Genomic DNA, 13,073 nt, shown 5'->3' on the forward strand with positions numbered 1-13,073 from the left:
CCCGGCCAGCGTCAAGGCCACATGTTGCAGTGCAGGGCGGCAACCGCTCGAACGACCGTTAGAATGACCGGATTACCACCTCCACCCCCACGATCTGCCGCCCGTGAAGGCCGGCGCGAGGAACCCCCATGGATTTTCGCTTTACCGACGACCAGCTGTCGATCCAGGCCATTGCCCGCGACTTCGCCCAGAAGCGCATCGTTCCCGTTGCGGCCGAACTGGACGCCAAGGGGGAGTTCCCACTGGAGAACATCCAGGAGATGGGCCAGCTGGGCCTGATGGGCATCGAGGTGCCGGAGGAATACGGTGGCGCGGGCATGGACCCGGTGTCCTACGTGCTGGCCATGGTGGAGATTGCCGCGGCCGACGCCGCCACCTCCACGATCATGTCGGTGAACAACTCGCTGTTCTGCAACGGCATCCTGAAGAACGGCACGGAAGAACAGAAGCAGAAGTACGTGCGCGCCATCGCGTCGGGCGAGGCCATCGGCGCCTACGCGCTGACGGAGCCACAGTCGGGCTCCGACGCTTCCAACATGCATACGCGTGCGGTGAAGAACGCCGAGGGCGACTGGGTCATCAACGGCAAGAAGAGCTGGATCACCTCCGGCCCCGTGGCCCGTTACATCGTGCTGTTCGCGGTCACCACGCCGGGCATGGGTGCGCGTGGCGTGTCCGCCTTCGTCATCGATACCCAGCGCCCCGGCTTCCTGGCCGGCAAGACGGAGCCGAAGCTGGGCATCCGCGCGTCGGCCACCTGCGAGATTGAGTTCCACGACTACATCTGCCCGCAGGAAGACATGCTGGGCGCGGAGGGCAAGGGCTTCGGCATCGCCATGGGCGTGCTGGACGCCGGTCGCATCGGCATCGCGTCCCAGGCGGTGGGTATTTCCCGCGCCGCCTACGAGGCCACGTTGCAGTGGTCGCGCGACCGCAAGGCGTTCGGCCAGCCCATCGGCACGTTCCAGATGACGCAATCCAAGATCGCCGACATGAAGTGCAAGCTGGACACGTCGCTGCTGCTCACGCTGCGCGCCGCCTGGACCAAGGCACAGGCCGACAAGAACGGTGGCCGATTCGGCACCGAGGCCTCGATGGCCAAGCTGGTAGCTTCGGAATCGGCGATGTGGATCACCCACCAGGCCGTGCAGATCCATGGCGGCATGGGTTACTCGAAGGAGATGCCGCTGGAGCGATACTTCCGCGATGCGAAGATCACCGAGATCTACGAGGGCACGAGCGAGATCCAGCGGTTGGTGATTGCGCGGGCGGAGACGGGGTTGCGGTAAGCGTTCGGTTTTTCCGGATCGCGCACATCGCGCACATCGTGCGCTCCTACGTGAAGCATGGCCGGCACGGATGCATGGCCGACACGGAAAGGTAGCCGGCGGGATCATCCGCGGATAAAGAAAAAGCCCGGCATTGCCGGGCTTTTTCGTTTGCAATCGACCGGGGGTTACGGTCGGTCGGTGCCGCGCCGGGGGTCCGAGTCGAACGCCCGGACATCACCGACGTTGGGGGCGTGCGGGTGGAGGTTGGTCGGGCCGTTCGGGCCGTTGCCGCCACCGTTGCCGTCATGGCCGCCACCGTCCGGATCGTGGTCGCCGTCATGGCCCACGTGCGGCATGTTGTGCGACACCTCGTCCAGCTTGTCGCCCAGCATGCGTCGCACCGAGGTGTAGAACACCGGGATGAGCAGCAGGCCGAGGATCGTGGCGAACAGCATGCCGCCGATCACGCCGGTACCGATGGCGTGGCGGGAATTCGCACCCGCACCCGTGGAGATCGCCAGCGGCAGCACGCCGAGGATGAAGGCCATGGAGGTCATCAGGATGGGGCGCAGTCGCAGGCGGGCGGCTTCGACCACGCTGTCGCGCAGTGTCTTGCCTGCCTGCTGCTGCTCCACCGCGAATTCCACGATCAGGATCGCGTTCTTCGCGGCCAGGCCGATGACGGTGATCATGCCGATCTTGAAGAAGATGTCGTTCGGCAGGCCGCGCAGCATGGAGAACACCACCACGCCCAGCAGGCCCAGCGGCACCACCAGCAGCACCGCCACCGGGATCGACCAGCTCTCGTACAGCGCGGCAAGGCACAGGAACACGATGACGATGGACAGCACCATCAGCGCCGTGGCCGAGTTACCCGCCAGCACTTCCTGGTAGGAGGTGCCGGTCCAGTCGAAGCCGAAGCCCTTGCCCAGCTTGTCGTTGACGATGCTCTCCATCGTGCTCATGGCCTGGCCCGTGGACGTGCCCGGCGCATTGTTGCCCACGATTTCCACCGCCGAGTAGCCGTTGTAACGGGTGAGGGTCGGGGCCGCCATGGTCCAGTCCGAATGCACCACGGTGGACAGCGGGATCATGCTGCTGTCCGTGGCGGTGGACGCGCTGGCCACGGTGGACGTGGTGCTCGTGGAACCGCTGGCGCTGGAGGCGGCGAGCGTGCTCGGCGTGAAGATGTGCGCGAACGCATCCGTGCCCATGCGGTACGGGGCATCGGCCTGCATCATCACGCGCTTCACGCGTCCGCCGTACTGGAAGTCGTTGATGTATACCGGCGCCAGGGTGAGCTGGATGGCGGTATAGATGTCACTGACCGATAGGCCCATGGTCTGCGCCTGGGTCCGGTCGACCTTCAGCTGCAGCAGCGGAGCATCCTCGAGCGTGTTGGGACGCACGCCCACCAGCGACTTGTCCTGCGCCGCGGCGCCGAGCAACTGGTTGCGCGCCTGGGTCAGCTCGGTGCGTTCCTGGCCGGAGCGGGCCTGCAGGTACATGTCCACGCCGCCGAACTGCGACAGGCCGCGGATGGTCGGCAGGTTGACCACGAACACCGTGGCATCGCGCACGCCCTGCATCTGGCCGTTGGCCTTGCCCAGAAACTCGGGCACGGTGATGTCGCGATCGGACCAGTCCTTCATGCGGATGAAGTCCATGCCCACGTTTTCGCCCTGGCCGACGAAGCTGAAGCCCGAAATCTGGAAGACGCCTTCCACTTCCGGATTCTTCAGCAGGATGCCGCGGATCTGCTCCTGCACTTTCTGCGTGCGGGCCAGGCTGGCGCCCGGCGGCAGCTGCACGATGGCCAGCGCATAGCCCTGGTCCTCGTCCGGCACGAAGCTGGACGGCAGCCGTGTATACAGGAAGCCCGTGAGTACGGCGACGGCCACGAACACGATCATCCAGCGTGGACCATGGCGCACGGCCGAGTCGATATGACCGCCGTACTTGTGCGTGGTCCAGTCGAACATCTGGTTGAACTTGCGGTAGACGACGTTCTTCCGCTTTTCCGGTTCGTGTTTGAGCAGGGTGGCGCACAAGGCCGGGGTGAAGGTCACGGCGAGGAACGCCGAGAAGCCCATGGACACGGCGATGGTCAGCGCGAACTGCTTGTAGATGATGCCCGAGGCGCCCGGCTGCAGCGCGGACGGGATGAACACCGCCGCCAGCACCACGGTGATCGCCACGATGGCGCCGGTGATCTGGCCCATCGCCTTGCGCGTGGCTTCCTTCGGAGGCAGGTGCTCCTCCGACATGATGCGCTCGACGTTCTCGATGACCACGATGGCGTCGTCGACCACGATACCGATGGCCAGCACCATGCCGAACAGGGTGAGCTGGTTGATGGTGAAGCCCAGCGGCGCCAGGCCGATGAACGTACCCAGCAGGGCCACCGGGATGACCAGCGTGGGGATGATGGTCGCGCGGAAGTTCTGCAGGAAGATCAGCATCACCAGGAAGACGAGGATGATCGCCTCCACTAGCGTGTGCGCCACTTCCTCGATCGAGATCACCACGAACTTGGTGGACTCGTACGGGGCGAACCAGGTCACGCCGTCCGGGAAGCTCTTGGCCAGCTCGTCCATCTTGGAACGGACGGAGTTGGCCACGTCCAGCGCGTTGGCGCCGGGCAGCAGCTGCACACCGAAGGCACCGGTGGGGATGCCGTTGTACTCGGTGGCGAAGCCGTAGTTCTGCGGGCCCAGCTCAACGCGCGCCACGTCCTTCAGGCGAACCACGGTGCCGTCGTTGTTGGCACGCAGGATGACGTTGGAGAACTCCTCGGCCGAAGTGAAGCGGCCTTCGGCGGACACCGTGGCACTGAAGCCCTGGCCGTTGGTGGCCGGGTCGGTACCCAGCGAGCCCGCGGCGAACTGCACGTTCTGCGCCGACAGGGCGGTGCGCAGGTCGGTGGCGGAGAGGCCGTAGCCGCGCAGCTTGTCCGGGTTGAGCCAGACGCGCATGCCGTACTCGGCGCCCAGCTGGCGGGTGCTACCCACACCGGGCAGACGCGCCACCTGGTCGAGCACGCGCGAGGACACCAGGTCGGTGAGCGCGTTGCTGTCGATCGCCTTGTTGGACGAGGTGAGCGCGATGAACATCAGGAAGTCGGGGTTGGCCTTCGCCACCACGACGCCCTGCTGGGTCACCTCCGAAGGCAGGCGCGGCGTGGCCAGCGACACCTTGTTCTGCACCTGCACCTGAGCGATGTCGGGGTCGGTACCGGTGTCGAAGGTCAGCGTGATCGTGGCCTGGCCCGACGAGCTGGACTGCGAGCTGAAGTAGATCAGGTGGTCGATACCCGTCAGCTGCTGCTCGATCACCTGCGTCACGGTTTTTTCGGTCGTATCCGCGCTCGCACCCGGGTAGGTCGCCGTAACGGTGACCTGGGGGGGAGCGATGTTGGGATACGACTCGATACCCATGTTGAGCAGGGAGATCGTGCCGCAAAGGCTGATCAGGATCGCCAGCACCCACGCGAAGATGGGGCGGTCGATGAAGAAACTCGGCATGACGGAACTCCCTTACTGCTGACCGGCCGGCGCGGCGGACGAGCCCGCCTTCGCCGGATCGGCGGCCGGCTGGGCAGGAGACGCCTTGACGGGCGCGTTCTCCTTGGCCTTGGGCACGCCCTGCACGATGATCTTGTCACCCGGCTTCAGGCCACCCGTGACCACCCAGTTGCCGCCCGCGATGCGGTCGGTCTGGATGGGACGGCGGACAGCGGCGGAGTCGATGGTCTGCTCCTTGCCGGCCTGGTCCTTGCTGGTGGCCTTGTCCACGACCAGCACGTAGGCCGAGTTGGCGTCGCGCAGCACGGCGGCCTGGGGCACCAGGTAGACGTTGTGCAGGCTGCCCAGGTTGGCCTTCACCGTCACGAACTGGCCCGGCAGCAGGCGCGTGCCCGTGTTGGTGAGCAAGGCGCGGAGGTCGACCGTGCCGGTCTGCGGGTTCACCGTGGCGGAAGAGAAATCCATCGTGCCCTGCTCGCCGAAGTCGCTGCCGTCGGGCAGCTGGATGCTGACGGTGGACTTGTCGGTGTCGCTCAGGGTGACATTGCCCTTGGCGGCGGCGCCACGCATGGTGTCAAGGTCGCCTACGGACATGTTGAAGTTGACGTAGACCTTGTCGATCTGGTCGACCTGGGTCAGCAGCGTGGTGTCGCCCTGGCCCACCAGGGCACCCTCGGTGACCTGCTGGCGACCGGCGCGGCCGTCGATGGGCGAGACCACGTCGGTGAAGCCGAGGTTGATCCGGGCGGACTGGACGTTGGCCTCGGCCTGCTTCACCGAGGCGTTACCGGTGCGCTCGTTGGCCTCGGCCGTGTCCAGGTCCTGGCGCGAGATGTAGTTCTTGCCGATCAGCCCGCGCGAGCGATCCGCCGTGGCCTTGTAGTTGGCCGCGGCGGCCTTGGCCGACGAGAGCGCGGCCAGCTGGGCGTCGAGCTCGGCGGTCAGCGGCTGCGGGTCGATCTTGAACAGCTTCTGGCCGGCCTTCACGTCGGTGCCTTCGTCGTAAAGGCGGTGCAGCAGGATGCCGGGTACGCGGGCGCGCACGTCGGCGGTGCGGAAGGCCGAGACGCGGCCGACCTGGTCCTGGACCAGGGGAACATCCTGGGGCTGGGCGGTGATGACGCCCACCTCGGGCGGAGGCGGCTGCTGAGGCGCCTCCTGCTTGTGGCAGGCGGCGAGCGCCGCGGTCAGGCCGAAGGCCATGAGGGACGTGCGCAGGGGCAGGGGATTCATGAAAACTCCGTTCCTATTCCAGGTTTCTTGATCTTTCGCGGCCGGTCATCCGTGGGGATGTCGTACGCGTGCATAAATACGGTTACCGCGTGTCGCGCCCAGTCGTCCTGCGCTTCCTGCCCCCGCGCCTGCATCCCGAAGAGCCGCCGGTCGCCTTCCAGGCCGTGAAGCATGGCCAGGAACAGCTCGGCGGCCACCTCCGGGTCGTCCCGGCGCATGCCGCCTGCGTCCATGGCCTCGGCCATGCAGCGCGACAGCCGCACGGCGACCGTGCCGATCGCCGTGCGGAAGAAGGTCTTCGCGGCAGCCGGGAAACGGGGCGCCTCGGCGATCAACATTCGGCCCAGCGCGACGTGCTCGTGGTCCATCACGTACGTGTGGTGCGCCTGTGCCAACGCATACAGGGTGTCGGCCAGACCGCGACTCTCAGGCGCAAGACTCGCGTGCAAGGGGTGGGCGAGCTGTTGGACGGCGGCGTGGAACAGGGTGTCCTTGTTTTCGAAATGGGCGTACACGGTCTGCTTGGATACGCCGGCCTCGCGAGCCACCGCCCCCATGCTGACCCGGTAACCGTCACGCAGGAACAGGGCGCACGCCGCCTGAAGCACCCGCTGCTGATGATCCGACGCGGGGCGTAACTCCAGGTGCGACATCGACCGATTACCTGCTGGACTATACCGTCCAGTTTAGTATCTGCTTCGGACCAGCGTCAACGGGCAGCCGTGCCATTCGCGGGCGAATTGCTGCATCGCAGCTCGACGCGGACGAGGCCCTGTTGCCGGCCGGACCGAAAGCTGCACACGCCGGATGTCGCGATGCAGTGAAAAAGCGCCTTGCCAAGGCAAACCTGCGGTGTGGCTACATCCCCTGCGTGGGCGCTATGCTTTCACGGATTTCCTTCCCGTCCCCACATCGATATCCGCCCATGAATGCGATTCGCACCGCCGAAAGCGGCCAGTTCGAAGCCCTCGTCTTCGCTGAACTGAAGAAGATCGACTACCCCGCGGAGCGCCTCGATGAGGCGCACTTTTTTATCCAGGCCTTTTTCGAGCGCATCGCGCCGGCCGACCATGCGCTGCACGCGCCGGATCGCTGGGCCGCGCTGATCGCCGACCTGTTGTCGTTCGCGCGTGAGCGCACGCCGGGCAAGGCCAAGGTCCGTGTCTACAACCCGGGGCTATCCGGTACGCGCGCCGTGGTCGAGGTCGTTACCGACGACATGCCGTTCCTGGTCGATACCGTGTCGATGGTCGCCGCCACGCACGCCGACGTGCACGCCATCATCCATCCCGTGGTGCCGGTACTGCGTTCGGCCACCGGCGTGCTCGAGGCGATCGGCCGCGGCACGACCACCGAGTCGATCATGCGCTTCGAGATCGACCGCATCGACGACACCGAGCTGGACACGCTCAAGTCCCACGTCGAATCGGCCCTGTCCGATGTGCGCGAATCGGTGGACGACTGGCGTGCCATGCGCGGCAAGATGAACGAGATCGCCGACGACCTGGGCCGTCGCTCCCTGCCGTACACGGCCGAGGAAGTGAGCGAGGCCAGCGATTTCCTGCGCTGGGTCGCCGACGACCATTTCACCTTCATGGGCTATCGCGAGTACGAGGTGGCGCCGGGACAGGGCGACGACGTGCTCAAGACCGTCGAGGGCTCCGGCCTGGGCATCCTGCGCACGGCGGAACGCTCGCTGGCGCCGCGCTCGCTGCGCACCCTGGTGGCCAGCGAACTGCCGCGCTCGGGTGCCACCGACGCCATCATCCTGACCAAGACCAACGCGCGCTCGCCCATCCACCGCGCGGGCTACATGGATTACATCGGCGTCCTCAAGTTCGACGACGCGGGCCGCCCGGTGGCGGAGCAGCGCTTCCTCGGCCTGTTCTCGTCCAACGCGTACATGGCCCATCCGCAGCACGTGCCGCTGGTGCGCGACAAATGCGAAGCGGTGATGACCCGTTCGGGCCTCAAGCGCGATTCCCACTCGGGCAAGGCGCTGCGCCACATCCTCGACACGCTGCCGCGCGAGGAACTGTTCCAGTGCAGCACCGATGAGCTCTACGCCCTGTCCACCGGGTTGCTCGAACTGGCCCAGCGCACGCGTACGCGCCTGTTCATCCGCCGCGACAGCTACGGCCGTTTCTTCTCGTGCCTGGTGTTCGTCCCGCGCGATCGTTTCAACACCAGCGTGCGCGAGCGCGTGGAAAACGTGCTGCGCGAAGCCTTCCACGGCGAGCACGTGGACTCCGCAGTACTGATGGGCGAAGCCGCCCTGGTGCGCCTGCACGTGGTGGTGCGCCCGCGCATCGGCGATCACCCGGTCTACGATGCCGCGCGTATCGAGGCGCAGATCACGGCCATCGCGCGCAACTGGCACGACGACCTGCGCGATCGCCTGATCGAGAAGACCAGCGAACAGGAAGGCATCATCCTGGCCAATCGCTACGGCAAGCTGCTGCCGGCCGGTTACGTCGACGAGGTGTCCCCGCAGGTGGCCGCCGCCGACGTACGCGCGCTGGCGGGGCTGGATGGCCCCGACGCCATCAGCATGTCGTTCTACCACCCACCGCATCGGCCGGAAGAACTGCGTTTCAAGGTGTACCGCTCCGGTTCCGACATCGCCTTGTCCGAGGTACTGCCGCAGCTGGAAAACCTGGGCTTGCGCGTACTCACCGAGCACATGTACGAGGTTCGGGTCGGCGACAGCCTGTTGTACATCCAGGATTTCGAAGTGCAGCCCGTGGGCCGGCTGGCATTCGACGTGGCGCAAGTGGGCACGCTGTTCGAGGACGCCTTCGAGCAGATCTGGCGGGGCAACGCCGAGAACGACGGCTTCAACCGCCTGGTGCTGGGCGCGAAGCTCGGCTGGCGCCAGGTCGCCGTGCTGCGCAGCTACACCAAGTACCTGCTGCAGACAGGCGTGGCGTTCTCGCAGGCCTATATGGAGGATGCGCTCAACCGGTATCCGGCCATCGCCGGCCTGATCGTCGAGCTGTTCAACGCGCGCTTCGACCCACGTCGAGAGCACCTCGACGGCGCCGAGCGCGCCACCGCCGAGGCGATGCTCTCGCACGAGATGCACACGCTGATCGGCGAGGACACGCTGTCCGCCCATCCCGGCCTGATCGACACGCTGGTGGCGTCGCTGTCGCGCTCGCGAGACGAGCAGGTCGCCGGTATCGAGGAGGCCATCAACGCGCTGCTGGACAACGTGTCCAGCCTCGACGAAGACCGCATCCTGCGCAGCTACCTGGCCCTGGTCCACGCCACGCTGCGCACCAGCTTCTTCCAGTCGTGGGACGGCGTGTTCCGTCCGTACATCAGCTTCAAGTTCGATTCGCACCAGGTGCCCGACCTGCCCAAGCCGGTGCCGTTCCGCGAGATCTTCGTGTACGCGCCGCGCGTGGAAGGCATCCACCTGCGCTTCGGTGCGGTGGCGCGTGGCGGCCTGCGCTGGTCGGATCGCCGCGAGGATTTCCGCACGGAGGTGCTGGGCCTGGTGAAGGCGCAGATGGTGAAGAACACCGTCATCGTGCCCGTCGGCTCCAAGGGCGGTTTCTTCGTCAAGCGGCCGCCGGCGAGTGCCGATCGCGATGCGCAGCTGGCCGAGGGTATCGCCTGCTATCGCATGTTCATCAACGGGCTGCTGGACATCACCGACAACCTCGTCGAGGGTGCCGTGGTGCCGCCGCACGATGTGGTTCGCCACGACCAGGACGACCCCTACCTGGTAGTCGCCGCGGACAAGGGCACGGCCACCTTCTCGGACATCGCCAACGCCATTTCCACGGAGCACGGCTTCTGGCTGGACGACGCGTTCGCCTCCGGCGGTTCCAACGGCTACGACCACAAGGGCATGGGCATCACGGCCAAGGGCGCGTGGGAGTCGGTCAAGCGCCACTTCCGTGCCATGGGTCGTGATTGCCAGACCGAGGATTTCACCGTGGTCGGCGTGGGCGACATGTCGGGCGACGTGTTCGGCAACGGCATGCTGCTGTCGCGGAAGATTCGCCTGCTGGCCGCTTTCGATCACCGCCACATCTTCCTCGATCCGAATCCGGATGCCGCGACCTCGTTCGCCGAGCGCGAGCGCATGTTCGCCCTGCCGCGTTCCTCGTGGGCCGACTACGACACCTCGCTGATCTCGGCGGGCGGCGGCGTCTGGCCGCGCACGGCCAAGTCCATTCCCGTGTCGGCGGAGATCAAGGCGGTGCTCGGCATTCGCAGCGAAGCCACCCACATGGCACCGACCGACCTGCTTTCGGCGATCCTGAAGGCGCCGGTGGACCTGCTCTGGAACGGCGGCATCGGCACCTACGTCAAGGCGGCCAGCGAAACGCATGCGGATGTCGGCGACCGCGCCAACAACGCACTGCGTGTCAACGGCAACGAACTGCGCTGCAAGGTGGTGGGCGAGGGCGGCAACCTGGGCATGACCCAGAAGGGCCGCATCGAAGCCAGCCAGGCCGGCGTGCTGCTCAATACCGACTTCATCGACAACTCCGCCGGTGTGGATACCTCGGACCACGAGGTCAACATCAAGATCCTGCTCAACGATGCCGTACAGCGCGGCGAGCTGACCTTCGAGGGCCGCAACCGCCAGCTGGCCGAGATGACCGACGAAGTGGGCCGCCTCGTGCTGTGGGACAACTACCGGCAGAACCAGGCGATCACCGTGATGGAGCACCAGTCGGTGCGCCGCCTGGGTTCGATGGCGCATTTCATCAGCACGCTGGAAGCGGAAGGCATGCTCGACCGCGCGGTCGAGTCGCTGCCCACCGCGGCCGAGCTGGCCGAGCGCAAGCTGCGTGGCCAGGGCCTCACCCGTCCTGAACTGTCGGTGCTGCTGTCGTACGACAAGATCCGCCTGTTCCAGCAGCTGCTGGAATCGGATGTCCCTGAAGACCCGTACCTGTCGCGCGAGTTGGTGCGCTATTTCCCGCTGCCCCTGCACGAGAAGTACGCCGAGCACATGCAGCGGCATCGCCTGAAGCGCGAGATCATCGCCACCGCGGTGACCAACTCGACGATCAACCGCATGGGCGCCACGTTCATGATGCGGATGCAGGAAGACACGGGCCACGGCCCGGCGTCCATCGCCAAGGCCTACACCGCCGCCCGCGAGATCCTGGATGCGCGCGAGCTGTGGGCCGAGATCGAGAAGCTGGACGGCGCGGTGGCCGAGGACACGCAGATCGACGCGATCCTGCATATCTGGTCGCTGCTGCGTCACCTGACCCGCTGGCTGCTCAACCGCCCGGGCGGCACGCTGGATATCGCCGCCAACGTGGATCGCTTCGCCAACGAGGTGACGGTGCTGCGCAAGGCACTGCCCGATGCGCTCACCGACACCGGCCGTGGCGATTTCGACGCCAGCCGCGAGAAGTGGGAAGGCCTGGGCGTTCCCGACACCCTGGCGGTACGCCTGGCCCGGGTGCCGGTGCTGCGTGCGGCGCTGGATATGGTCGAGGTATCCAAGCAGAGCGGCAAGGACATGGCCGCCGTGGCGCATGTGTTCTACGAGCTGGCCGAGGTGCTGGACCTGGAATGGCTGCGCGGCCAGATCGAGGCGCTGCCGGTCGAAGGCGCATGGCACGCGCAGGCCCGTGGCTCATTGTTGGATGAGCTCAACGCCCAGCATCGCGCCCTGGCCTTGCAGGTGCTCTCGGTCGCCGGCGATCGCACGGATGTCAGCCCGGTGCAGGCCTGGCTGCAGCGTGACGATGCCACGCTGAAATACACCCGCGCCATGCTGGCGGAGATCCTGACCCAGAATGCCGACTACCCGATCGCCTCGGTCGCCGTCCGCCGCCTGGCCCAGCTGGCGCAGATTCCGGTGTAAACGGTGTGGTCGCCGGCCGCATGGCCGGCGACCACGCGGGTCTGTGGCGGCGTCTCCAGCGGCCTGGCGGCCGCATCGCCGACATCGTCGGCTCCTACCCAGTCACCGCGATGCCTTATCGCCGACATCGTCGGCTCCTACCAGGGCAATGTGGTGCCTTGTCGCCGACATCGTCGGCTCCTACACAGGCACCGCGATGCCTTGTAGGAGCCGACGATGTCGGCGATCCCGCGTCCGCGGGCAATCCGCCGCACCCAACCATCCCGCCACACCCCAACGCCCACCATCCACCCCGCAACACCCCGGCCTATCCGTCCGCCGCATTTAGGGACTAAGCTCCGCACTGGATATGGAACCCCTTTTCCCATGCGTCTAGCCTTTGTCGCCAGCGAAACCGATGTGGCCCAGCGCGCCCGTGCGGCGCTGGTCAAACGCTACAAGGGCGTGGCGCCCGAAGACGCCGAGATCGTGGTCTCACTCGGGGGCGACGGCTTCATGCTGCGTACGCTGCATGCCCATCGCACCCTCGGCCTGCCGTTCTACGGCATGAAGCTCGGTCGCCTGGGCTTCCTGATGAACCAGCATGACCTCGATCAGTTGCCCGAGCGTATCGAACGGGCCCACCCGGCCGTGCTCCATCCGCTGGAGATGCATACCACCTGCTGCGACGGCACGGAGCACCGTGCCCTGGCCTTCAATGAAGTGGCGCTGTTGCGCCAGAGCAACCAGGCGGCCCACCTGACGGTCAGCCTCAACGGCGACCTGAAGCTCGATGAACTCGTCTGTGACGGCGTGCTCGTCTGCACCCCGGCGGGTTCCACGGCGTACAACCTGTCCGCGCACGGTCCCATCCTGCCGCTGGACGCCAACGTGCTGGCCATGACGCCGATCAGTCCGTTCCGCCCACGGCGCTGGCGCGGCGCCATCCTGCCGCACGCCACGCGCGTCACCCTGCACACCAAGGACCCGAACAAGCGCCCGATCAGCGCCACGGCGGATTTCCACGAGGTGCGCGACGTGAAGTCGGTCGAGATAAAGCAATCCCGCCGCAACGCGGTGCGCCTGCTGTTCGACCCCGAACACAACCTCCAGCAACGCATCCTCGACGAACAATTCGCCCCTTGACCCCACCCGCACCGCGAGGGTGGGAGCGCACGATGTGCGCGAAAACAAGGCGCCACAGCGCCCGACCCACGTAAA

6 protein-coding genes are annotated in these 13,073 nt (G+C 66.4%); 3 read left to right on the forward strand and 3 right to left on the reverse strand.

Annotated features, from left to right (window positions below):
- Window positions 1-128 precede the first annotated feature (128 nt).
- Window positions 129-1,289: an acyl-CoA dehydrogenase family protein gene (locus ACVKN3_RS12250; protein ID WP_285403145.1), complete on the forward strand. Its 1,161-nt coding sequence runs from the start codon at window positions 129-131 to the stop codon at window positions 1,287-1,289.
- A gap of 167 nt (window positions 1,290-1,456) precedes the next feature.
- Here ACVKN3_RS12250 and ACVKN3_RS12255 read toward each other — a convergent pair whose 3' ends face one another.
- From ACVKN3_RS12255 to ACVKN3_RS12265, 3 genes are read right to left on the reverse strand one after another with little or no spacing between them, the layout of a single operon-like run.
- A complete protein-coding gene (locus ACVKN3_RS12255) occupies window positions 1,457-4,795 on the reverse strand; it encodes a multidrug efflux RND transporter permease subunit (RefSeq protein ID WP_354515394.1) in 3,339 nt (1,112 codons plus the stop codon).
- 12 nt (window positions 4,796-4,807) lie between these two features.
- Entirely contained in the window at window positions 4,808-6,028 is a 1,221-nt protein-coding gene (locus ACVKN3_RS12260; RefSeq protein WP_285403146.1) for an efflux RND transporter periplasmic adaptor subunit, read from the reverse strand.
- Entirely contained in the window at window positions 6,025-6,681 is a 657-nt protein-coding gene (locus ACVKN3_RS12265) for a TetR/AcrR family transcriptional regulator (protein WP_036143130.1), read from the reverse strand. The genes ACVKN3_RS12260 and ACVKN3_RS12265 overlap by 4 nt, the downstream gene beginning before the upstream one ends.
- Window positions 6,682-6,953: 272 nt before the next feature.
- Between ACVKN3_RS12265 and ACVKN3_RS12270 the strand changes: the two genes are divergently transcribed.
- Window positions 6,954-11,873, forward strand: coding sequence for an NAD-glutamate dehydrogenase (locus ACVKN3_RS12270; RefSeq protein ID WP_354515391.1), 4,920 nt, complete (start codon window positions 6,954-6,956; stop codon window positions 11,871-11,873).
- Window positions 11,874-12,239: 366 nt separating this feature from the next.
- Complete coding sequence (locus ACVKN3_RS12275; RefSeq protein ID WP_036143126.1) at window positions 12,240-12,998, forward strand: NAD kinase; 759 nt, start codon at window positions 12,240-12,242, stop codon at window positions 12,996-12,998.
- Window positions 12,999-13,073: the final 75 nt, after the last annotated feature.

The sequence above is a fragment of the Luteibacter sp. PvP120 genome (genome assembly GCF_054055715.1).